This is a genomic window from Aliikangiella maris (assembly GCF_040719265.1).
Lineage (GTDB): Bacteria > Pseudomonadota > Gammaproteobacteria > Enterobacterales > Kangiellaceae > Aliikangiella > Aliikangiella maris.
This window is the reverse complement of the sequence record NZ_JBFDAH010000002.1, coordinates 83,400-106,808: the sequence shown is the minus strand read 5'-3', so window position 1 is coordinate 106,808 and position 23,409 is coordinate 83,400. Positions and strand designations below refer to the sequence as shown.

The window sequence follows — 23,409 nt, the reverse complement described above, 5'->3', positions numbered from 1 at the left end:
ATACCAGAATAGTTTTTATCTAAATAGTTTATACCTAAATAAAAGATATAAACAAAACTAAGATAAATGTATTGCATAAAATTTCAGCAGCAATATGTATAAAAAAACTTTGCTAATAATCTTAAATTAAAAATAATCCGTATATGACAGATATTACCTATTAAGGTGTTAAGTAATATAATCAACTTAAGTCTTAATAACAATCGAAGCACTATGAATCGAAGTACTATGAATCGAAGTACTATGAATTGAAGTTATGAATCAAAGTATTATGTCATTGTTATTTTATCTCGTTGCGGCTTAATTGATATTAAAACTGGTATTAAATATTTAATGATGACCGAAAGACGGTATTTACCAAATAATTTAGTATTTACCAAAAAGCAAAGACAATATCTACTCATATGCTAATGCATATACCAAAAGTTTTTGACGGTAAACTTGAGCTTTAATTAATTACAAAATGAAAAATACACAATCGATAGCTGATGAGACTCAATCTAATGAGTCTACCCCATCATTACCCGATACAGTGCAATTAATATCGTCACTGTCAAATATTAGCGAGCTGACAGATGTTTTTTTGTCGACTCGCCAAAGCTCTCTCACCATTTGTCAGAATTTATCAGCAGAAGATCTTCAGGCACAGTCTATGCCTGATGCGTCGCCACTAAAATGGCACTTAGCCCACACAAGCTGGGCATTTGAAACTTTTATCCTCAAGCCTCATAAAAATAATTATCAAGTATTCGACAAAGATTATGAATACTTGTTTAACTCTTATTATAACGCTGTTGGTCAACAGTTTCCGCGCCCACAACGAGGGCTATTAACTCGGCCAGACTTATCTACGATCTTTCAATATCGAAAATATATTGATGAGCAAATGCTTGCACTACTGACTTCACCGAATGCCCATGTCATCAACTTGACTCATCAACAACTCGAACAGTTAGTGTTGCTTTTTATTAATCACGAACAACAACATCAAGAATTAATGTTAACCGACTTAAAGCATTTATTGTCAATTAATCCAACTTATCCTTCGGTCGACTATATTGAAACGCTGACACCCTCGAAAAATAAGCAAATGCTGGAGATAGATGCAGGACTTTTTAGTATTGGACATAATAATGAAACTTTTTATTTTGACAATGAAGGGCCGCGGCATCAGTTTTATGTGAATGCATTTCGTATTGCGACCGAGTTAGTCTCAAATGCAGAATATTTGGCGTTTATCGAAGATAATGGTTATCAAACACCTGATCACTGGTTATCAGAAGCCTGGCAAAAAATTAATGCGAATAATATCAATCATCCGCTTTATTGGGTGAAAAAAGAGAACCAATGGTTTGAATATACACTCAGCGGATTAGTACCACTGAATCTACATCAGCCTGTCAAACACATCAGCTACTTTGAAGCAAACGCCTTTGCTAATTGGTGCGACAAACGATTACCAACAGAGCAAGAGTGGGAAGTTGCCGCCCGAAACCATGGCGATCAATTACAGCAGTTGTTTAATCAACTGTGGCAATGGACTAGCAGTAGCTACGCGGCATATCCAGGTTTTACACCACCGCCAGGCGCAATTGGTGAATATAATGGAAAGTTTATGGTTAATCAGTATGTCTTGCGCGGAGGCTCGATTGTCACGCCCGCCGGACATATACGTTGTTCTTATCGAAATTTCTTTTATCCTGACGCCTGCTGGCAATATAGCGGGATTCGACTTGCGGAGACAATCTAATGGATGTAAAAGTCAAAGACTTGGCAGAAACCCCAACAGGGTTTATCGACGATGTAATAGAAGGGTTATCAACAACCCCGAAAAAATTACCATGCAAATATTTTTATGATGAATATGGTTCGCAATTATTTGAAAAAATTTGTGATGTGAAAGAATACTATATTACACGCACAGAACTGCAATTACTCGACGAAATAAAATTTGAACTATCCTCTTTAATCGGTCCTGAAGCGGTAATAATTGAACCTGGTGCAGGTGCAGGCATTAAAATTCAAAACTTATTAAACGCGCTAAAATCACCTTCAACCTACGTACCAATTGATATTTCTGCTGACTTTCTTTTTTACAGTACTCAGAAAATTAAAAATAAATTTCCCAAGGTAAAAATATTACCAATTCAAGGTGACTTTACCGATGCGATTCACTGGCAAGGTGGTGCTGAACAGTCTAACCGCATTGTATTTTTTCCAGGCTCAACAATTGGCAATTTTACACCACCACAAGCCGAAAACTTTTTGCGTAACCAAATCAAATTAGTTGGACATGAAGGTGCTATATTAATTGGTGTTGATTTAGTGAAACCGGTTGAAAGACTGGAAGCGGCTTATAATGATAGCGAAGGTGTCACAGCGGCATTTAATAAAAACCTACTTACTCGAATTAATAACGAATTAGGCGGCAACTTTGATCTTGATGCATTTTCACATACCGCTTATTTTAATGCGTCACAATCACGTATCGAAATGCACTTAGTCAGCCAAAAAGCCCAATCGGTTAAAATTAATCAACAACAATTTAGTTTTACCAAAGGTGAAAAAATTCATACTGAAAACTCTTATAAATATTCGGTTGAACGTTTTACACGCCTGGCAGAAAAAGCAGGTTTAACGTGTAAAAAACACTGGATAGATCAAGAGGGACTTTTCAGTATTTATTATTTAACGGTTAAATAAATTCAAGCTAAAAATTTTTTAAGTGTTTATTGGTATTGGATAACCCATTGAACACCGCTTTATTTTGTTTAAGCTTTCCCTTCCTTTCGCGATACAGATAAAACTCAACGAGCATATTAATTTATTCTCGTTGGGCTCAATGCATAATTTTGGGCTATGAGTATTTTTCTGTTAACTAGCTAGCAGTTCAACATAGATTCAACATTTCGTCATTAAATTTTAATTCTCTGTTCAAATTATATTCATAAAACCACCGCATAATCTCAATCATTAATTCCTCAACTATAAATGAAAAAATAATGTTTAAAAAAACAACAAACCTGTTGCGTGCTTGGTTAGCCGCTGCGGCTGTGCTCACCACAACCACTGTCAGTGCCGTTTCAACCAACATGTGTACCCCGCTAGATTTAGACGGCGAATTGCTAAAGCCTATCAATAGTATTCGTGTTGCAACTTTTAATATTTCACTTAACCGCTATCAATCGGGTCAACTTATTAGCGACTTACAAACTACGGACCATCCTCAAATCAGTGCCGTTGCAGAGATTATCCAGCGAGTTAATCCAGATATCATTTTACTCAACGAAATCGATTATGACGCTAATCATACAGCGATTGACTTGTTTAAAAGTAATTACTTATCTGTCAGCCAAAATGGTCAAAAACCCGTCAATTATCCTTATGTTTTTGCCGCCCAATCGAATACCGGAATCCCATCAGGATTCGATCTGGATAACGATGGTAACACTGATGGACCTGGTGATGCATTTGGTTTTGGCTCATTTCCAGGACAATATGGTATGGCTATTTTATCAAAATACCCTATCGATCATTTCCGAGCGAGAACCTTTCAAAAATTTCTTTGGAAAGATATGCCTGGCGCATTGTTGCCCGATGATACTTCGAGTGATGAACCAATGGATTATTACTCGGCTGACGAACTGGCTGAATTTCGCTTATCCAGCAAAAGCCACTGGGATATTCCAGTTTGGGTAAAAGGCCGTCGCGTACATATTCTTGCGGCCCATCCAACGCCACCAGTATTTGACGGGCCTGAAGATAGAAATGGCCGTCGTAATCATGACGAAATTCGTTTCTGGGCTGATTACATAAGCGGTATTAAACAATCCCAATACATCTATGACGATAATGGCCGACGAGGTGGCCTGCGTGGTAACGCTGCGTTTGTTATTCTAGGCGATTACAATGCCGATCCATTTGATGGCGATAGCACCAACAATGCGATCGCTCAACTGCTGGAACATTCGTCTATTCAAAATCACTTTACCCCTGGTAGCCTTGGTGCAATTGAAGATAGTCAATTAGAAGGCGCCGCTAATTTAGAACACACGGGCCACCCGGCACTCGATACTGGCGATTTTAACCCTGCGGCTCCCGGTAATTTGAGAGTAGATTATGTATTACCTTCTAAACGACGTATACAATCACTGTGTGGTGGGGTATTTTGGCCGGACTCAACCGCCGAAACTCGACGACTGGTTGGAGACGGTTATCCTGTGATTTCATCAGATCATCATTTGGTTTGGTCTGATATCAAGCTTAAAGTGAATCGATTTCATTAATCGATAACAACTTATCAATTTCATTCAGGTGCCACTACTCAAGTCATTTTTAACTTGTTGAGTGGCACACAACGTCATTTTCATAATTCAGCGATACATTTTTTAGTCATATATTTTTAATCATTTCTTTTAAATAAGCTGATGTTAGTTAAACGCTATATAGCCCAATGCCTGTGAATAATGCAGAATGTGCAAAAAACCAGTCACAATTTGCCCTGCTTATTAAATTTCAACCAAAGTTTATCGAAAGTCAGCTTTTTACTTGTCATTTTTTGAGCAAAGGTTTATCTTGCCATTTATATCAGGGCAAATATTCTGCCTAGAAGCGCATAACGCTTTTCATATACAGCACCTGTCAGACAAGCTACCGATACAGACAAATTAATTTGACTCACTAAAATGAAAAAAAACTTCAGCTCCAAAAGTATTTCAAAAGTCTATTCCACATTTGTAACGCTCCTGCTAATAACGAATCTTGGTTGTAACTCATCCGACAAAGATACACCGGTTGCCCAATATGAGTATCAACCACCAATACAACTCAATGATGGTTGGTCAATCAGCAACTACAGTCAATTAAACCTTGATCCAACTAAGATCAATCAATTAATTAATCATATCCAACAAAAAGATGATGGCTTTTTATATATTGACTCCATTTCAATTGCTCATCAAGGACACTTAATTCTGGATCACCGTATTCGTAATCAGCTGGATTTTGCTGACGGTTGGGCAAATAATAAAAACATAGAACTACACGTATTAAATTCGGTTACCAAAAGTTTCACCTCAGCATTGGTTGGTATCGCTATCGACCAAAATATCATTCCGTCTGTCGATGTTAAAGTACATGATTACTTTTCACATAAACAACCTATTGATAACTGGACAACGGAAAAACAAAATATCACATTAGAAAACTGGTTGAATATGCGCGCAGGTTACGACTGGGACGAATGGAATATTTTATATCTGCAAGAAGATAATATACTCACTCACATGAACAATAGCAGCGATCCGGTAAAATTTGTTTTAGATCGCCCAATGGCTACACAACCCGGAGAACAATTTGCCTATTCTACCGGAGTTTCTTATGTGATTGGCAGGCTTCTGCAAATTGCCAGCGGTTCAAGCGTTGAGCAGTTTTTGCAACAAAACTTGTTAGCACCATTGCAAATTACTGACTTCACTTTTTGGCGTTTAGATGGTCAATTAAATACAGGGAGCGCATTATATTTAAAAGCACGAGATATGTTGAAACTCGGTCAACTCTACCTTAGCGGAGGGATCTGGAACGGCCAACGTATAATATCAGCACAATGGATAAATCAATCAACGCAGCAACGTGTTGATTTGCGCGAAGATCGAAGTGTCGGTTACGGCTATCATTGGTGGATGACAAAATTTACAGTAAATGGCCAAACTTTTTCGAGCTATTATGCTGATGGATTCGGAGGACAATATATTTTTGTCATTCCTCAATTAGATTTAGTCGTTGCACTAACAGGCAGTGCCTATCAAGAGGGTCAAGTGGAACATCGTAGCATTCGTAACATACTGCAACAGTATATTTTGCCAACCTTTGCGCCTTAAGTCGATATGCGAGCCATGACAAGCTTACTGTAAAAGCAAAAATCAATAGTTTTTTGCAAACGAACTCTAATTCTAAAATACTCGTTATTATCAAAGGACTAAGGCAAAAAATTATTGTCGGCCCATTTCTCCCTGAACAAAATTAAAAAGCCTCTAAATAATGCCAGAGGCCAACTTCAAATTGCTTAATAAAGGGCTATTTAATTACTGAGGATTATACTCATCACCCCAGCCTTCTTTTTTACCAAAAGAGAAACCCTCAGGTAAAGTTTCTAGTCCTGGCGGAATATCACCTACCCAACCATTTTTCAAGCCTTTATCCCAACCAGGCGGTACAGCAGATTTTTCAATTTTAAAATTATCTAAAGCTAAATCAAAGAAGAAGCGATAACAAACCAGTTCAATATCAACTCTAATTGTTTGTCCTCGATAGGCAGTAATATCAAATGCATAATTAATCATCGGCGTTGCATAAGGCGATGCACCTTCAACCGTTACAAATAGAGTTTCTAAAATATTATCATTTAAATCACGAATATGAACAGCAACTTTCTGGTCATCACCAAAATCGGAAAAGCTCGCGTATTCCATATCAAAACTCAGTTTTTTAGCGCGCTGCGACAATGTAACATCTTGATAGAGACGATGAGTTTGTCCAGATAGCTGAAATTGAACCGCCATATAATTACCATCTGGCGTACTAAATGTTTTAGGTAGTGAAGGCGAAAATGCAGGCAGAAAAACCTGATCAAAGTAATCAAATAGTTGTTCGCCATAATTAACTTGTTGATTATTTTGAACGATCCCCCATGTTCCAAAATCAGAAACATTAGGGCTATACTCATCTAATTGCCAACCGGTATAATCTCCTGTTTCAAAACTTCCATTTAAAAATTCGTTAGTTGCTGCTTGTAAACCGCCAGCAGATACTGCCAAAAAAGCAGCGGCTAAAGCGGTATTTTTTATCGCATATTTAAACATAAAATTTCATCCTGTTTTTTTTGTTTATAGATAAATATATTTTGCTTGTGTAAGCGAAATTAAAATTAGCAGAAAGAATGTCTAAAGTGTAAAAATAATTAATTTTTATCGCGACTAATAAATAGATTTTCTAGCAAGTTATGCTTTTTAATTATACTGGGCAAATAAATGACAGCGTTATGAAAAGATATACGCCAATATGAGATAATATTGGCGTAATAACTTATTTAATAAACTAAGTTTGACATTTTTAAGGTAGGCGAAAGGTGTTAGTCACTCATAAGTAGCTTGTAATCATTTTTCGAATATAAAGGTATTGCACCTAATTCATTAACAAGTAGTTCAGGACCAGAAAAGTTTAATTGAAGAGGATTTCCCTCTTCGGGCATTACCACAAAAAGGGGGTGTCGTTCTTCAAAGCAGAACCTTGCATGAGTCATCGTTCCACTTCTTACTGACGACTCAACAATTATAGAACTGGAAGATAGTCCTACCTGAATTCTGTTTCTAGGAACATAGTTACCTTTAGTTGCCAAAGTACCAGGAGGCTGCTCGCTTACGATAAGTCCTCCTGTTTCTAATATTTTTCTGCTAAGTGATATATTTTGTCTTGGAGTAATAATATCAACACCACTAGCCAATACGGCTATTGTTGGGCTATCAATTTCAACGCTACCCATATGAACAGCAGTATCAATACCTAGTGCGAGTCCAGAAACCGTCGCCTTACCTTTGCTATTAACAAATGCCGCTAATCTTTTTGCAATAACTAACCCCGCTTTGCTTGCATTTCTTGTACCTACAATACTGATGCCCGGATTAACTAATAGCTCTAGATTTCCAGCACTCCATAAAACTTGAGGAGGACTCATAATTTTTGCCAAATGTTTGGGATAAAAGCTGCTGTGTATGTCTATTTTATGTATTTTGTTAATCAACTGTTTTTCCTAAAATAACTGCCGCGATTACATTATAGCGTGCATGAGATAATAATGTTATTGCTGCTTTTAAACTATTTCCAGAAGTTGTTACATCATCCAGAAGAATTACCGGAGCCTTTTCGACAGAAATATGTGGAACTTTCAATGACGACATATGAGTTGATAGACTTCGGTTTCCTCCTGTTGCTAATTTATCAATAGTTGATTTACGCTTGATAAGATTATAGTCTTTGTTAATTATAGGAAGCCTTTGAGCAAGTTTCGGAATTAATGCTTGAAATCCAGGATGAGACTTTCCTGCTGTGCTAGAAGGAACTGTTGCTATATAAAATGGTTCGCCTGTGATAGCTCTGATCTTATCTACAACTAGAGCTTTCCAGAATTCTATCGCTAAATATTTGCCTTGTTTAAAGTCTAGTAACATCGAAGAGCTTTTATCAAAATTTGGATTTTGACCACCTTTATAAGAGTGGTAATTTGAAAGAACAAAGATATCAGTGGGCATTGAAGCTCCTTTTCATAGTTTATATTGTGAATAAGGTAATTATTTTATCGTTCAAGTAATTTAAAGCTGTGAAAATCTCACCATTAATTGAATCTTTATGGCCGAAAAATGGCTTAATTAATTCGTATATATAATCTATGTGAAAAATCAAGATGAAAAGCAAATAACAAGCTAAAGTAACTTTACTTTTATTACTCAACCAGCATAAACTATAAACAGTCAAGGGCGCACTTCCTTGATGTTACAACTAGATCAGTAAATTTCTGATCTAGTTGTATTTAAACTTACTTTCTATTTTACCTTCATTACACATGCGTCGTTTTGAAGCGATTTTTTTCAACATACAATATTCATCATCCGTAATATCTAAAGCCGTCTTGGTTTCACTTGGCAAACCAATATCTATAGCTCTAAGCAAGTCTTCTTCTGTAACTTTCAATTTTAAACATTTTATCCATAACTCTAAATCATAGATATGCTGGTCAAGATCTTTGGCAAAAAGCAAAAACTCTAAAGGGTTAGCTCCTTTATTAAGTAGTACTTCCATTTTCTTTTTATATATCATTATAAAGACGCTTCTTAGTTAACTGTTTTTGTATAACATCTATATTGACTTTCTAACTCTTCCAATAAGCCTTTAATAATCCAATCAGGAAACCATTCAAGATGATCAATTTTTAAATTGCGATCAAAGTTATTTATTCGGTGCTTTGCCCAATCAAATAACCCTTTATCAGAAGTATCTTTACAGTATCCCTCTAACGACATTAAGCACCATAGCTGACGAAGCTTCTTTAGTTGAATTTCTGTACGCGAAGTTAGTTGATTCTTTACTGCTTTCAGTTGTGGGTTGTAGCCTAGCCAAAGAAACTTCAGAAATACTTGTGTTAATTCTAGGTTATTCAGCTCATTAATGTTCACTTTCCCCGTAAGCGAGTGTAGTAAGCGAACATATGAGAACATATCAAGTTCTAAGCTCTTTTTGCCTACTTCTATGTGCTTTATATAATAGTATCTTTCCAAAAACATATAGCTCCTCCAAAATTAGATAGATAAAAAGAGGGCTAATCCCTGCCCAATAAATAACTACAACAGACTAACTTTAATATTAATCTTTAGTTTTCAATACTCGTTATTTTTTCTAAATCTAAAATACAGTCACGGCATAACATTTCAAAAAGAATGTTACGAGTTTCAACCTGGCGCCAGCCCATTTGATGCGCAGCTTGCAACCACTCAACTGATGTCAGGTTTAAAACAACTGGTTTATGCTCAACTTCACATAAGCCGCACTTCACTCTAGGGGGATCACCAATCGAATTTAAATGAATAGATTTTTTAATCAGTGACATACAAACTCCTTTTAGTCAAAATTGATTTATAAATATTTAAGTGCCATTAATGCTTCAGCTTTTTCTCGCAGCTCCTTAGCTAATTTCAGGTGCTGCGCTGCAAGTTGTAAATTTTGCCCTTGGGGATCGGCGGCCTTGAATTGGATTGGACTTAATAGCACATCAATAATGCTAACACTACTAACCGCCCAACAAAGTGCTGGTAAAAACATCATTGGGAAATCTCGCTCAGAACTGGGTGCAAGCCATTTATTAAATCGATTTATTGTAATTAATGGCTTATCTCCAAGAGTTTTATTCATCCTTTTAACAACATCTTCGCGTGTTAATCCTGCTTTATCAATTGCAGAATTAATTGAATTCAATAATAAAGTTCTTATGTCACAATTTGGCGGTGTTTGACTATTAAATGAATGACTTACAGTTTCTGGTGTATTTATCATTATCTCTATTCGCTATTTAACTGGTAAAAAAAATTGAATTTATTCCCTTTCAATCGAACAAATTACATTTTAAAATGACGCTCAATTTTTGTTCTTTTCTACTTAAGATTTAATCCAATAGATATTTTTTAATGCAAATAATTGATACAAAGGAGCAATATTACAAAAAATAGATAAACAAAATTGCCTGACAAGACTGATTTTTTGTTGCCAATAGTTATTTTGGATTGATTTCATAATATAGTTTTTCATGTAAACTGTGATTCCGGATTTAGTTGCCTTGCAGTCATTATTTTAATCATTTACTAAATTATGGTCAAAATACTCATCGATAATGAGCCAATATTAGTTTAACGATTAGTATTGTGTCAAGACAATTAAAAAACTAATTAAAATAAAAAATTAGCTAAACTTGATAACAATGAATAATGAAATATCTGCTGAATTTGAAGTTGTCCTTAAAAGGATGAAGGATAAGCTTGATATAAAAAGTGACAGGGCTTTATCCCGAGCGATGGGAATGACTGATTCCGGAGTTGCTACAGCGCGTAGCACAAAATCGTTACCTATAATACCTATTGTGAGAACTTGCATCGCGCAAGACCTTTCACTTGATGAAATATTTTTAGGTAAAGATCCCTCTGAAAGTTCTGTCCAAGTTGCTATAGTTGTAAGTCAAGTTAATGATATTGTTATTCGCATTTTGGATAGAGTGTTTACTAATCACTCATTACCACCTGAGCAACACTTTGAGGCTTACAAAAGATTGCATCAAACTTTAACTAAAGCAGCATTTGAAAACAACTTTAGTGAAAGTATTGTAACAACCATTGCCGAGGCTGCTGTTGTGATGTGGAAATAACGTGGAGTATTTGCAATGCTATCTAAATTTAAAATTGTTTATTTTTTTTCTTTATTTGTTATTTTTTTTAGCTTTAGCACAACGGCTTTGGAACCGTTAAAAGAAAATAGAGCGAGAATTTTTTCACTAAAAGCAACACTACTATTACCGGATTATAATTTTTTAGATGTTGATATGAGTTTTGATTGTGGTGGGCATTATGAAAATACAGCAATGATTGTTAGCAGTTTAGCGGGGGCACAGTTACTAGCCGCAGCATACACCCATTTATGGGGAGAGGAAGCAGGCGAAATGGTTATGAAGACATGGCAAAATAAAGTAAATATTGACGATCCTCGTCTACCAACGTTTTTGATAGTCACTCCTATGGGTGGTAGCAATTTTGATTGGAAAGGTTCAGTTAATATAACAAACAATATTGAAAATCTACAAAAAAAAAGCACTTTATCAACAAAATATACTAGTACAAATAATGTTATGCCAACTATGTTTGGTGGATGTGGGACCAGAGGCCACCCTGGGTCCAGTCAATAAACTAAAAAAAGGTTAAATACTTTCAATAAAACAGGGAAAGTAATATACATGAAAACTGCACTAATATCGTTTTTTCTACTAATACTGGGTTCTACTGCTTTTGCTAAGAAGCCAAAGTATTTTGCTTCGATAACGGAAGATAATAATCATTATATCTATTTTTCTACATACAAAGGCATAGTGCAGTTTGATGGTCACAACTATATAAATTTATCTGATGTTTCCTCTCTTCCATCAACATGGAGTGATTCATCAGTATATCGAGAAGATAACAATACACTCTATGTAGCTTATTTTAAAGATGGTATTTGGGCTTATGATTTAACAAATAACGTAGCAAACAAAATCAGTAATTTAAATGCTACAAAACTTGTTCTTTCTAAAACTCATCTTATGACTAAAGTTGATCAAAAACTCTTTCTAATAAGCTTGTCTGACTTTCAAGTACAGAGCTTTCATTTAACAAATGTACTAGACATCGCAGCAATTAATTATCAACACTTTGCAATTACAAATAGAGGGCTTTACCAGATTGGAAAAGATAATTCTTTATTACTTAACTCTTTCCAAACAACGAAAGCGAACTTAGCCTTATTAGAACATCAATTAATCTACAGTACAGATAATACGTTAAAGCTATTATCTTTAGACGATAATACTCAATTAGCAAAAAGAGTATTTGAAAATGAAATCACAGCAATAACACCATACTTAAATAACACCATAGCTATCGCACACAATAATAAAATCGATATTATAAATAATATTAATTTAGCAACAACTAAAACTTCTATCAATCAGCTTAATCAAACAAGCCGACTTTTATTTAAAGATACACAAGGTAATCTATGGTCTACTGACAAAACCCAGTTTGAAGTTATAGATCCAAACTCCATTTCTTTAAACTTACCCCAGCCTTCAAACTATAATGTAGTTGAAATGGTTGGAGATCAATTATGGCTGGGAACTGAACATGGAATATATTCGTCTGAAAAAGGTCTTTTAAAACCGCTAACTAAAATAAACTCTCAGCTCCCAAAATTTGATAAGATAATAACTGATATACATTATATTAAAAATAAACCCATAATTATTTCAACTACCGAGGGCGCATATAAATTAGAAAATAACACTTTAACAAAAATCTATGATGGTTATGTTTTATCCGTCAAATATATCCGAGCCGAATTTTCTACTGTTCTAATTATATCAACAAGCAAAGGTGTGTTTGGTTTTGATCCAAATTTTGAAGCAGTTGATTTTAAAATAGTTAATAATGAATTACCAAATAAAGAAGTTTTAAGCGTTTCAAAAATTGATGATGTCGTATATTTTTTGAGTGCAGGCGGATTAGTTGAAAAAACTCAAAACAAAATATCTGTCTCTCATATTTCTCAACATAATTTAACAGATATATTTGCTCATCGCGGGAATATTTATGTGACGACATGGGGAGGTGGTGTATTAAAAAAAACAGGAAACATATGGGAGCCGATTAAGAGCCCATCAAATATTGCTTCTATCCTTAATCATTTTGACGAAATATTTGTCGTTACATCAGATGGTCTTTATCGTTTTAATAAAGATAAGTTTACTTTAGTACCGAACTCTGCTGGACAAATGTTTATAGCTAATAGCTTAACAGCTCATAAAAACTTTATTTATGCCTCTAGTAAAAATAAGCTGATTACACTAGATGCATTAAGCACTACACCAACCAACTTACCACATTTTACTCAATTTCCAGAAATTGATATTTTTTATACTAAAACTATTACTATTTCTGCTAACAGTTTTGATTATATTAATGGGCATATTGTTCGATACCAATATCAATTAAACAATAGCAATTGGATCGACATGAATAATGGTAAAATTCAGCTTTCTTACCTCAACAATGGGTTTTATGATGTAAAAATTAGAGCTTCTTATGATGGCATTCAATGGCAGGAAAGCAGTATTAAGTCTTTCAATGTAATAGGACCTTGGTATCGCTCAAGTCATTTCGTTTTAACAACTACATTGGTGTCTTTTATAATTTTAATCTTCGGGCTAGCTATAGTTTTTAAAATTAATAGACAGAGAAATAAAGTATTTAAAAAAATCAGTCAGCAAAAAGAAAAACAAAAGCTGGTAGCAACTTATGCACAAATAGTTCAAGCAAAAAATGCGTTACAGCAAGTTGGTGAACATGGCGTTAATCACGCTGTACGCGTAATTGAAAATGCAATTGTCGAATTTGAAGCATTTTTGGATAATATAACCGCAATCAAAACCCTTACAAATTCTAGTTTAAAAGAAAGCCTAGTATGGCTAGAGGTTGCGGTAATAGGAAATAACATTAAAACTGAATTTCAATTATCTTTGTGCGATCGTTGCACGCAGGATACTCGTAATTCTCTACTCTATATTATTCATGCGCTGGTATTAAATAGTGTTCAACATGCGAAAGCTAAATTTATTCAAATGAGCGTGAACTGTGAAAATAAAGAAATTACCATATGTGTTCGAGACGACGGCATTGGTATTAAGTATTTCGATTATATCTTTAACTTTGGCGTAGGCTTTGCCACGATAAAGAATATTATTTACGAACGCAAAGGAAGATTAAAAGTAAGAAGTAACCGCAGAGGAAAAGCAAAAGGAACGTTTATTACTGTAACAGTTCCTTATCTACCAACAGAAAAACAAGGACAATTCAATCAGCAAAAGAAAGTCAGTTTAAATTAAGTTATATCACAGCTTTAGATAACAGTTACATTTGTTTATTTAAACATAGAACTTAGTTTCTTCTGTCAATGTTGTCTCCTTAAATATTGAAAGAACATCGCAAGTTAGCTGAATTTTATTGCCTAAGCGGTATTTTTTATCGCATATTTAAACATAAAATCTCATCCTGTTTTTTTGTTTATAGATAAATAGATTTTCTAGCAAGTTATGTTTTTTAATTATACTGGTCAAATAAATGACAGCGTTATGAAAAAATATACACCAATATGAGATAATATTGGCGTAATAAAAAATCAATAAGGCACTTAATAAAACAACTACGTCTCAATATTTGGCGTAAAACAAAAAAAACCAATTAATCCAAATTGAAAAAGCTCTACCCCAAACAGCCTTAATGACAACTATTATTAAATATGCTTTTGAATAAACGCCAATGACTCTTGTAAAAATACTTTGCGGGATTTCCCCAAAGAAAACCAATGATCTTCACCTTCAAGTTTAATTAACTCACTTTGTTCTGGCAGCACTTTCTTTAGTGCCTTATACATATTTGTAGATTGAAAGATGGGAACCACTGTATCTTCGGTGCCATGCAGCAATAAAATTGGCGCAGTATTCTCGGTAACCAAAAACAAAGGAGAATAAGCTTTTAATGTGCTTTGTTCCGTTCGCTTTCCTAAACTATCTTCCCAATACTCGACAAACTGCTTTTGCTCTTTGGCGTGATAAAACAAATCATCGAGATCACTAACACCTGCAACAGAGACTGCACATCGATAACGCTTATAATTAGTTGTTGCTGCATACAACGCTACATATCCACCATAACTAGCGCCAACAACACAAATTCTATTGGCATCAACTAATCCTTGCTTTATCAATTCGTCAACGCCATCATCAACATCTTGTTGCATTAGTCGCCCCCATTCACCATCACCAGCGTCCCGAAATTCTTTACCGCGTCCAGTAGACCCTCTAAAATTTGGTTGAAAAACAGCATAGCCGTTTACCAGATAAAATTGCCTCATCCAATCAAATGCTATTGTATCTCTTGACCTTGGCCCACCATGCGGTAATACAATTAGCGGTGGTTTCTCCTTACCTTTGGCTATTGCTGGAGTTGTAAAATAAGAGTCAATTAAAGTACCATCTTGCGCTTTGTACTCAATTTTTTGAATTGCAATTGATTTTATAATTTCTGAAACTTTAGGAAATGCTTCTGCTATTTTTTGTATTTCAAACTTCTTGGCATCATAGAAATAAAATTCATCCTGATTATGAATACTCGAAACATTAACAACCATTTTATTATAATCTCGGGTATATGAAGTAATATTTATTTCGCTTTGGGGAAAGGAATACTGCAAATCGGCATAAGCCTGTGCAAGTTTTTTATGATAGTATTTATATTCTATAAAATCTCCATGTCCAGTAACCCCCAAAAACTGTGATGTATTTTCATTATAGATCACATCATTCACATCATATTGACCAAAATGTGAAACTACTTTGGTACTTCCGATTACTCTATCTTTAAAGGCAATGTGATAACCTGACAGATTAAATGTCACCGTTCGACCACTGGCAATTTTAATCGGCCGAGTTTTATAAAGCGCGGATTAACAATAGTGATTGAGACATGCTTGCTCCTTAACTTCCTTAAACGGTTGAGTTAAATATGTTCTTTTTTCTTAACCAAAAAAAGTGATTAAGAAAACCAATGATTCAACTTTAATCTTCCTGTGATTAGATAGCCTATCGGCTTAGGGTGTCTCCCCGGCTCAAACTTACTATTCAATGCAAAACACACCATCAAATACATGGCGTACAACAAAGCCGCTTTGTGTTAAAGCAATCGTTAGCTTAACCTGGAAGATTGGTTGTCTATGAAGAGTGCTATTAGAGCATTCACTAAATCCTGTTATCCTTGTCTAATAGCTTATGGTTGTCGTAGTCCTCTTGCGGGATAAAATATATCCGACATTAATCGTTAGATAATGTGGTATCGCTACATTTTGTGATTTCTTTCACATGTCAGACCTTTTATACATCTCAATACATTATGAAAATAAATCAACTCTAATTATAAAATTGCTCAAAAGAAAACAGCTTATTGTCCTTTTCGTAAAAACAAGAGATAGTGTTTTGTCTGTCGAGCTGGTTTGAAATTAACAAATACTTACCGAAACAATATCAATTATAACCTTGTTTTTTTAAAATCAATTGTATTAGCTATGCTTTAGCTCGTTGAGTATTTTAACTTAGCCGCTTCCCAGCCAATAATCGCTGACTTTTTATTTTCTCCCCACATATAGCCACCCATTTTACCGCTGGCTTGAACAACCCGATGACAAGGAATTAAAAAAGCAACCGGATTACAACCAATTGCAGTACCAACAGCTCTAAATGCGGTTGGATTGCTAATATTTTTGGCGACACCGCCATAAGTGACCAATGCCCCCATTGGAATTTTAAGTAAGCTTTGCCATACCTTAAGTTGAAACGGTGTTCCTGCTAAATGGAGTTTAATATTTTTTAGTTGACGCCAATCTTCTTGAAAAATTGATAGTGCTTTTTGCTGTCGCTTATCTGTTACCTGAGAAAAACAAGCTTTAGGAAAGCGCGAACGCAAATCATGGACGGCCCTATCCTGATCTTCTTCAAAAAACATATGACAAATTCCTTTTACAGTAGAAGCAACAATCAACTGCCCAAATGGACTATCAGCAAAGCTATAATTAATTGCTAAGTCAGCACCACCATTTTTATATTCGCCAGGCGTCATGCCTTCAATGTTAACAAATAAATCATGTAATCGCCCTGTTCCCGATAATCCAGTTTGATAAGCAACATCGAGCAACTTAGAATTATCAGCTTTAAGCAGATCTTTTGCATACTCCACGCTAATATATTGCATAAATTTTTTTGGACTTACGCCAGCCCACTCCGTAAACATACGTTGAAAGTGGAACGCACTGACATTTACGACAGCAGCCACTTCATCTAATGAGGGCTGTTGTCTAAAATGCTGTCGAATATAATGTATCGCTTTTTCTATCCGATAATAATCTATTTTCTTTTGATTCATACTATTAACACGTTGTTCAATAAAAATTTCGATTTTCAATTTAAATTGTTTTTTCTTTTTGTAATTTTTTGTGCTTTTCGATTTACGCTTTAATTTTTGCAAGTTAATCAAGAATAAATCAGGTTTTACAAATTGAAACACCGCCATCAACCAGCATCGATGTTCCAGTGATAAAACTGGCAGCGTCAGAAGCTAAAAACGCGGCCGCACGTGCAATTTCGACCGGTATTGCGCGACGCTTCAATGCGTGCATATTTTCAACAAACTGAATCACTTCAGGACTATCGCCAAATTCTTTTGCCATTGGCGTGATGACACTTCCCGGTAGCAATGCATTAACACGAATCCCCTGCGCGCCATACTCGGTTGCTAATGCTTTTGTTAATCCAGTTACGCCGGCTTTGCTGGCAGCATAAGCCGCCATATTTGGCATTCCCAGCGTGTAACCCACAAAAGATGAAGTAAATATAATCGTACCACCTTGTGGCAACATTGCGGCAATTTGGTATTTGGCACCTAAAAAGCCACTGGTCAAATTAGTACGCAGTGTGTGCTCCCAGTCATCAATCGATAAATCAGTTACCGCTTCGCTTTTTCCTAACGTACCGGCATTATTTACAGCAATATCCAGATGCCCAAATGCTGATAGCGCTAAATCAACCAATGCTTTAGCATAACTCTCTGAAGTAACATCGCCAGCTAACAGCCTAACCTAACCATCTTCGCGAGTAATTTCCTGAGCCAATTGGTAGAGTACTTTTTCTCTGCGCGCACCAATTACCACTTTAGCACCATTTTGTGCAAAAAGTTTGGCCATTGCTCGTCCTATTCCAGAGCTTGCTCCCGTAATGATTGCAGTTTTGTTGGCAAGTATATTCATTGTCACACCTTTTCGTTTGACCAATTTCAATACTTTAATCTTATCCAATACGCTGCGTTGTAATCGACCCGATTCTTGCGCTTTTCACTTTATGATTCGCTGTATTTCTTTGGCAAAAAACAATATAAAAAAGACAGCCCGAAGGCTGTCAAATATTTTATGAGTTAAACATCTCTAAAAAATATTTTTTATATTGAGTTAGTACACGCCAACTATTTGAGCACCAGAGTAGCTTGAATATCCGTGTAGCATAATATGGTAAGTACCGGCACTATTTAAATTGCAGGTTTCAGTATTACCATTATTATAAGGACGGCATTCATAACTAGTGGTTGTAGGTACGCTTCCTTTGCTAACGTATAAATCTAAGTCGCCAGTACCCCCATAAGTTTTAATTTGGCCAGTGCTACCCGCAGGCACAGTGAATTCAAAATAGGTTTTACTACCTAAGTCGCCACTAATATCACGAGGTTGGTTGTTTTCTAATACGTTGTTGTTATTCGAACCATCATAGTTACCAGTTAATGTTACTGATGAAAATGCAGTGTAGGCCACAACGTTAATATAATATTTACCCGCGGAACTCAATGGACAACTTTCATTGTTACCATTTTTGTAAGGGCGGCAATCATATTCGCTATTAGTTGGCCAACTGTCCTTACGAACATAAAGGTCGGCATCACCTGAACCACCTGAAATTGCAACTTCAATATTGCTGGAGTTCGCAGGCACTTCAAACGTGAACTGGCGAACTTCACCTTTAGCGGCAGACAAGTTGGTCACCGGCTCACCATTTTTTAGTACTCCAGAAGGTGGGGGTGGTGGTACATCACCACCAACATATAACAATAAATTAGGCGAACCATTAGGATTAGGTATTTTGTCAGCAGTTGCTGCTGCTTTTAACGCGTTCCAGGTTTGTGAGGGGGTAGAATTTTGATTCGATTGTAAATATAGTGCAGCGGCACCGGCAACATGAGGTGATGCCATTGAAGTACCACTCATGGTACGCGAACCACTACCGGTGTGTGATGCAGAAACAATGTTGTCACCTGGGGCAAAGATATCAACGCAGTTACCATAGTTTGATTCCCACGAATGATCAACACGGTAATCATCATCAGTTGTCGCACCAACAGTAATCGCTGCACCAACTCTTGCAGGTGAATAGTTACAGGCATTTTGACCATTATTTCCTGCTGCGACTACCGTTACCACACCATCACTAATCAGATTATTTACCGCTGTATCTAAAGTTTGTGATGAACCGCCCCCAATACTCATGTTGGCAACCGCTGGATGTTGCGCATTTTGTGCAACCCAATCAACGCCACTAGCAATCGCTGACCATGCACCACTGCCTTGACAATCAAGTACTCTGACTGCATGAATGGTTGCTTTTTTTGCAACACCATAACTGGTTCCAGCAACGGTACCTGCAACATGAGTTCCATGACCGTGGCAGTCTTGAGGCGTCGAGTCATTGTCAATATAGTCAGCGCCATTACCAATTCTATTTGAAAAGTCAGGATGTGAAGCATATATACCAGTGTCTAGAACATAGGCATGTACACCTGTTCCATCTTGAGAATAGTTATAAGTGTCATTCAATGGTAAATTGGGTTGATCAATCCGATCTAATCCCCATGAAGGCGGATTGTACTGACTAGCAGAAATAGTCACTATTTCGTCAGCTTCAACAAAAGCAACATCGGGATTATTTCGAAGTTGCTCTACCTGCGCTTCCGTTGCATTTATACTGATACCTTTAAAAGCCGCTTTATATTCACGTTGTACTTTTACGCCAAGATTTTTTTGTACATTGTTAGCAAAAGATGTGACATATTGTGCAGCAGAACCCGCAGAAGTCAGTCCACTATCATTTAATACAACAATATAACGATTAGGGATTTTATTCGCTGACTCAGCATTGTACAAAGGTGCTTTAGCCAATAGTGCACCAGATCCCAAGATTCCGGCAACACCAATAACAGCAGGCAAAATTCTCCACTGTTTAAAATTACTTGTGCTCATTCATTTTTCCTCAAATAAGTTATTGTTTGTTCTATATCATTTTTTTAGCTAACAAAAAGCGAACATAAAGTATGTCGCTCGGTGTCTATTTTTATCAATTTGATACAAATTTTCAGTCACACACAGTTAAAATCAAGTCAAGGTGACAATAACAATGAAGAAATGCGATAACATGTCCGAAATTTTTATAAATATTCAGAATTGCGACAAAATATCTAGAAAACCAATTTAAATTTTATCATTTTTAAAATGTAAATATTAACAATTCAGGCAAATCACTTTTTGACTACAAAAAATCAATTAACTAATTTTTGAAAAAATTAGAATAACAGATGACTTTATATTTTTTAGATTTTATTTTGTATGTAACGACAATTTTTATGAAATGAAATTGGCACACAAATTAAGTTGAATTCTATCTACTAAGAAAGCATCGTTTTATTTTTAATCAAATTAAATTGTGCGGGAGACACCTTAAAGTATTTTTTAAAACAAGTTGAAAAATAACTTCTTGTAGAAAAACCAGTCATTTTAAATACCTGATTTATTGAATAACCTTCTCTCAGTAAATCTAGTGAACGATTTAATCTAAATTGGCGTACATATTCTGCAGTTGTAAGATTTAGGTTTTGCTTGAGTTTTCGCCCCAACTGTCGTGAGCTCAATTGTAATGCAAATGCAATCTTTTCAACATCCAACGTTTCATCTGCATAATGCTGCTCTAGATAATCATCAAGTCGAACCAGCAACATTTCCATTGAAGCCGTTCTTATATTTCCTCGCTCATTATCAAAAGTCTTTTCTTGATAATTACATTCATGGCGGCTCCGCTGATTAGATAGGTAATATTCATCTGCGTTTAAATTCGTTACACTCTCAGTTTTTTGTTTTGAACGGTAACGCAAAAAATTAAATTGTACGATGGCGTTTAATACGGAAGAGTCTGGTGATAATGTTAATAATAATACATGTTCATTATCTAACTTGCTTAAATTCAAACCGGCTTCAAACCGAGTATAGCAAACAATGACTGGAAATTTTGAGGCATTTGCAATAACTTCTATTTCTTGCCAGCTCTCCTGAGTCACTTCAAAAACAGCGATAACAAATGGAAATTGTGATAACTCATATTTCTTTTTCCGATTGTCATGATGATAATCCAGTACCGTCTTAAACTCATACAGCTCAAATAACTTCTTCAATTCGTTATTGGCAAAGTGATTTTGTGTCAGGTTAATAAATATTAATTTACTATTGTTCTTATTAGATTCATCAAGCGGTGTCAATTCAATCTTTTTCTGACTGACATTATTGGGTGACGCAGTCAAATGATGCCGCCACCGTTGTATAGCAGAAAAAGCTATTTTCCAACTCAGTATTTTATTTGAAAAAGTAAACTCGCTACTAACCCCCGTTTCATTACCAATATTAACAAGCAAACGTGCTAGTATTTTAAAAAGCTCGAAAAAAACCACAGCGTCGACCGCTTCATCTAGTGTATATTTAGAAACAAAGCTAAGTTGTGCTTTACGAGGACTTATTTTTTTCAAGGCGATGCTTGATGATTCGAGCTTAACCAAACTAAAGAGTACATTAACCAAAGCAAAATGATGCTCAATAAGCACACAAGATACTCTTGAAGATACCTCTTCAATTTCTAACCAAGAATCTTGCGGTAGGATTTGTAAGTACTCAGCAAGATATTGATGAATATAATCTTTAACTATTTCACTTATTTCAATTTCTTTTTCCAAATTTCTATATTGGGCCAGCTCATTCGTCATATCAGCTAACAATTTAACCAACTGACCAACCTGCAACCGAACCTGGCTATATGCAGGATTAAACGCTATATAGGATTGAAGATGTAAATAAAACAAACAAGTTTCTGAACTTATTTCTTTAGTGATAAAGCTTTGCTGCTGTAAAGCCAACTCTTTTATTTTAAAATCGCCCTTATCTTGCTCTGGCTTATTATGGCTTTTTTTGTAGGTCATAAACGCCAAACTAATAATCACTGTGGTACCTAGCAATAAAAACAACACTAACCAAACATTAATCACTCCTGCCTTAATGACACTTTGAACAGTAAATTTAACATCATATTTATATAGCTGATTTATCCCATCAATCTTGTTTTGACTGTGAAATTTTGTAGCTTGTTTGTTTTTGCTGCGCAGCTCAACCAGTGCGCTATTATTCAAAAATTGACTTTGCTTTAGATTTAAACGCCAGTTATTCACGGTTAACCAGTCACCGCCATCAATACGATACTCAACAATCACATCATGTATGGCGCAAAAATCTACCGGCGCCAACAGTAAAGTTAATTCATCGTTATGTTTTAGTGTCGGTTTAGTAGAAAAGTCAAATATGGCTTTTTGTCGTTTTTCGTCAGCAACATATTGACTTAAACTAGAAACTTTAATCTGATCACTTAATCTTTCTGTAATTAAAGTTTCGGCTTGATTGAGCTGAAGTACACCATTTACCGTAGAAAAATCGAAATAACAACTTCAGTTATACAGAGAGGACACAAATAACCCAAATCAATAGTAAAAGAATTTGGAAGTTACTTCCGACTGCGGATGAATCTTCTTTTTTTATAATCTAAAATATAACGACCTTCGGGTGTTTTTTGATCGCCTTCTCGTTGTTTATGTCCTTGAGAATTTGAACCCAGAGCAACTTGAAACTGTTGTATTACTTTGTCATTTTCTAGCAAGCGCATTTGTCCAGTTGATTTAAATACTTGAACTAATATAACTGCAGATTTCACATCATAGACATTTATCGCCAGCAACATTAAAGATATTTTGTGCGTCACTAATATCCTTCATGATTTTTGTAACTTATCAGGTACTTGGAACGATCAATAATTTTAAGCAATTTAATTTTTTCAGATTTAAACGGACAAGTTTATCGCCAAGATAATTTTCTTTAAATTTGTTTTGTTGTTAAAAATACATTCATTTTTTTGATTGACATGATTTTCCCAATGTGAAAAATCATGATAAAAAATTTGATTAACGTTGAAATTTCATTGAATTCTTATACCCAAAAATTATTCTAATTTCTGCAAACAATCCATCAGTTATTTGAGTTTGATTAAAAAAAATCCGCTAGGTATCTTCGATATTTGCTTTTGGGATGTAACTTAATAAAGCTCTCGTTTGACAT

Annotated in this window: 19 protein-coding genes and 1 pseudogene; 7 read left to right on the top strand and 13 right to left on the bottom strand. The window is 35.4% G+C overall.

What is annotated here, in order from left to right:
- Positions 1 to 463 precede the first annotated feature (463 nt).
- The 4 genes from egtB (at position 464) to ABVT42_RS02495 (ending at position 5,879) form a co-directional block, all read left to right on the top strand.
- Positions 464 to 1,750: an ergothioneine biosynthesis protein EgtB gene (gene egtB / locus ABVT42_RS02510; RefSeq protein ID WP_353873528.1), complete on the top strand. Its 1,287-nt coding sequence runs from the start codon at positions 464 to 466 to the stop codon at positions 1,748 to 1,750.
- Positions 1,750 to 2,703, top strand: a complete 954-nt coding sequence (gene egtD, locus ABVT42_RS02505; protein ID WP_353873527.1) for an L-histidine N(alpha)-methyltransferase — start codon at positions 1,750 to 1,752, stop codon at positions 2,701 to 2,703. The genes egtB and egtD overlap by 1 nt, the downstream gene beginning before the upstream one ends.
- A 299-nt stretch (positions 2,704 to 3,002) precedes the next feature.
- Positions 3,003 to 4,286 (top strand): endonuclease/exonuclease/phosphatase family protein, encoded by a 1,284-nt coding sequence (locus ABVT42_RS02500; RefSeq protein ID WP_353873526.1) that lies wholly within the window; start codon positions 3,003 to 3,005, stop codon positions 4,284 to 4,286.
- Positions 4,287 to 4,685: 399 nt separating this feature from the next.
- Positions 4,686 to 5,879, top strand: a complete 1,194-nt coding sequence (locus tag ABVT42_RS02495) for a serine hydrolase domain-containing protein (protein ID WP_353873525.1) — start codon at positions 4,686 to 4,688, stop codon at positions 5,877 to 5,879.
- A gap of 204 nt (positions 5,880 to 6,083) precedes the next feature.
- Here the strand turns inward: ABVT42_RS02495 and ABVT42_RS02490 are convergent, their stop codons facing one another.
- From ABVT42_RS02490 to ABVT42_RS02460, 7 genes are all read right to left on the bottom strand, one after another.
- The gene (locus ABVT42_RS02490; RefSeq protein ID WP_353873524.1) at positions 6,084 to 6,860 is read right to left on the bottom strand and encodes a hypothetical protein; all 777 of its coding nucleotides are present in this window, start codon (positions 6,858 to 6,860) and stop codon (positions 6,084 to 6,086) included.
- Positions 6,861 to 7,129: 269 nt separating this feature from the next.
- Complete coding sequence (locus tag ABVT42_RS02485; RefSeq protein WP_353873523.1) at positions 7,130 to 7,798, bottom strand: DNA-processing protein DprA; 669 nt, start codon at positions 7,796 to 7,798, stop codon at positions 7,130 to 7,132.
- Positions 7,791 to 8,306 (bottom strand): phosphoribosyltransferase, encoded by a 516-nt coding sequence (locus ABVT42_RS02480; RefSeq protein WP_353873522.1) that lies wholly within the window; start codon positions 8,304 to 8,306, stop codon positions 7,791 to 7,793. The genes ABVT42_RS02485 and ABVT42_RS02480 overlap by 8 nt, the downstream gene beginning before the upstream one ends.
- Positions 8,307 to 8,574: 268 nt before the next feature.
- Positions 8,575 to 8,871 carry a hypothetical protein gene (locus tag ABVT42_RS02475; RefSeq protein ID WP_353873521.1) on the bottom strand — a complete coding sequence of 99 codons (297 nt, stop codon included), beginning with the start codon at positions 8,869 to 8,871 and terminating at the stop codon, positions 8,575 to 8,577.
- A gap of 14 nt (positions 8,872 to 8,885) precedes the next feature.
- Positions 8,886 to 9,335, bottom strand: coding sequence for a phage protein GemA/Gp16 family protein (locus ABVT42_RS02470; protein ID WP_353873520.1), 450 nt, complete (start codon positions 9,333 to 9,335; stop codon positions 8,886 to 8,888).
- A gap of 86 nt (positions 9,336 to 9,421) precedes the next feature.
- On the bottom strand, positions 9,422 to 9,658 hold the full coding sequence (locus ABVT42_RS02465; protein ID WP_353873519.1) for a hypothetical protein: 237 nt from the start codon (positions 9,656 to 9,658) through the stop codon (positions 9,422 to 9,424).
- 26 nt (positions 9,659 to 9,684) lie between these two features.
- Complete coding sequence (locus ABVT42_RS02460) at positions 9,685 to 10,023, bottom strand: hypothetical protein (protein ID WP_353873518.1); 339 nt, start codon at positions 10,021 to 10,023, stop codon at positions 9,685 to 9,687.
- A gap of 499 nt (positions 10,024 to 10,522) precedes the next feature.
- On the opposite strand from ABVT42_RS02460, the gene ABVT42_RS02455 reads away from it, so the two are divergent.
- Genes ABVT42_RS02455 through ABVT42_RS02445 form a run of 3 tightly spaced genes read left to right on the top strand, consistent with a single transcriptional unit; the run spans position 10,523 to position 14,227 of the window.
- The gene (locus ABVT42_RS02455) at positions 10,523 to 10,963 is read left to right on the top strand and encodes a hypothetical protein (RefSeq protein WP_353873517.1); all 441 of its coding nucleotides are present in this window, start codon (positions 10,523 to 10,525) and stop codon (positions 10,961 to 10,963) included.
- Positions 10,964 to 10,978: 15 nt separating this feature from the next.
- Positions 10,979 to 11,497, top strand: coding sequence for a hypothetical protein (locus ABVT42_RS02450; RefSeq protein ID WP_353873516.1), 519 nt, complete (start codon positions 10,979 to 10,981; stop codon positions 11,495 to 11,497).
- Between the two features lie 48 nt (positions 11,498 to 11,545).
- On the top strand, positions 11,546 to 14,227 hold the full coding sequence (locus ABVT42_RS02445) for an ATP-binding protein (protein WP_353873515.1): 2,682 nt from the start codon (positions 11,546 to 11,548) through the stop codon (positions 14,225 to 14,227).
- 407 nt (positions 14,228 to 14,634) lie between these two features.
- Here ABVT42_RS02445 and ABVT42_RS02440 read toward each other — a convergent pair whose 3' ends face one another.
- From ABVT42_RS02440 to ABVT42_RS02415, 6 genes and pseudogenes are all read right to left on the bottom strand, one after another.
- Positions 14,635 to 15,798: an alpha/beta hydrolase family protein gene (locus ABVT42_RS02440; RefSeq protein WP_353873513.1), complete on the bottom strand. Its 1,164-nt coding sequence runs from the start codon at positions 15,796 to 15,798 to the stop codon at positions 14,635 to 14,637.
- 668 nt (positions 15,799 to 16,466) lie between these two features.
- Positions 16,467 to 17,315 (bottom strand): bifunctional helix-turn-helix domain-containing protein/methylated-DNA--[protein]-cysteine S-methyltransferase, encoded by an 849-nt coding sequence (locus ABVT42_RS02435; RefSeq protein WP_367023407.1) that lies wholly within the window; start codon positions 17,313 to 17,315, stop codon positions 16,467 to 16,469.
- 118 nt (positions 17,316 to 17,433) lie between these two features.
- Positions 17,434 to 18,195 (bottom strand): annotated as a pseudogene (locus ABVT42_RS02430) (SDR family oxidoreductase).
- Positions 18,196 to 18,393: 198 nt separating this feature from the next.
- Positions 18,394 to 20,229 (bottom strand): S8 family peptidase, encoded by a 1,836-nt coding sequence (locus ABVT42_RS02425; protein ID WP_353897935.1) that lies wholly within the window; start codon positions 20,227 to 20,229, stop codon positions 18,394 to 18,396.
- A 422-nt stretch (positions 20,230 to 20,651) separates the two neighbouring features.
- Positions 20,652 to 22,547, bottom strand: a complete 1,896-nt coding sequence (locus tag ABVT42_RS02420; protein ID WP_353897934.1) for a helix-turn-helix domain-containing protein — start codon at positions 22,545 to 22,547, stop codon at positions 20,652 to 20,654.
- Positions 22,548 to 22,801: 254 nt separating this feature from the next.
- The gene (locus ABVT42_RS02415) at positions 22,802 to 23,056 is read right to left on the bottom strand and encodes a L,D-transpeptidase family protein (RefSeq protein WP_353897933.1); all 255 of its coding nucleotides are present in this window, start codon (positions 23,054 to 23,056) and stop codon (positions 22,802 to 22,804) included.
- Between the last annotated feature and the right edge of the window lie 353 nt (positions 23,057 to 23,409).

Excerpts from the sequence above, each read along its gene's own strand:
- ABVT42_RS02495 (WP_353873525.1), top strand. The coding sequence starts at position 4,686 with ATGAAAAAAAACTTCAGCTCCAAAAGTATTTCAAAAGTCTATTCCACA.
- ABVT42_RS02435 (WP_367023407.1), bottom strand. The coding sequence starts at position 17,315 with ATGAATCAAAAGAAAATAGATTATTATCGGATAGAAAAAGCGATACAT.
- ABVT42_RS02500 (WP_353873526.1), top strand. The coding sequence starts at position 3,003 with ATGTTTAAAAAAACAACAAACCTGTTGCGTGCTTGGTTAGCCGCTGCG.
- ABVT42_RS02445 (WP_353873515.1), top strand. The coding sequence starts at position 11,546 with ATGAAAACTGCACTAATATCGTTTTTTCTACTAATACTGGGTTCTACT.
- ABVT42_RS02490 (WP_353873524.1), bottom strand. The coding sequence starts at position 6,860 with ATGTTTAAATATGCGATAAAAAATACCGCTTTAGCCGCTGCTTTTTTG.
- egtD (WP_353873527.1), top strand. The coding sequence starts at position 1,750 with ATGGATGTAAAAGTCAAAGACTTGGCAGAAACCCCAACAGGGTTTATC.
- ABVT42_RS02470 (WP_353873520.1), bottom strand. The coding sequence starts at position 9,335 with ATGTTTTTGGAAAGATACTATTATATAAAGCACATAGAAGTAGGCAAA.
- ABVT42_RS02425 (WP_353897935.1), bottom strand. The coding sequence starts at position 20,229 with ATGAGCACAAGTAATTTTAAACAGTGGAGAATTTTGCCTGCTGTTATT.
- ABVT42_RS02450 (WP_353873516.1), top strand. The coding sequence starts at position 10,979 with ATGCTATCTAAATTTAAAATTGTTTATTTTTTTTCTTTATTTGTTATT.
- ABVT42_RS02475 (WP_353873521.1), bottom strand. The coding sequence starts at position 8,871 with ATGATATATAAAAAGAAAATGGAAGTACTACTTAATAAAGGAGCTAAC.
- ABVT42_RS02480 (WP_353873522.1), bottom strand. The coding sequence starts at position 8,306 with ATGCCCACTGATATCTTTGTTCTTTCAAATTACCACTCTTATAAAGGT.
- ABVT42_RS02455 (WP_353873517.1), top strand. The coding sequence starts at position 10,523 with ATGAATAATGAAATATCTGCTGAATTTGAAGTTGTCCTTAAAAGGATG.
- egtB (WP_353873528.1), top strand. The coding sequence starts at position 464 with ATGAAAAATACACAATCGATAGCTGATGAGACTCAATCTAATGAGTCT.
- ABVT42_RS02465 (WP_353873519.1), bottom strand. The coding sequence starts at position 9,658 with ATGTCACTGATTAAAAAATCTATTCATTTAAATTCGATTGGTGATCCC.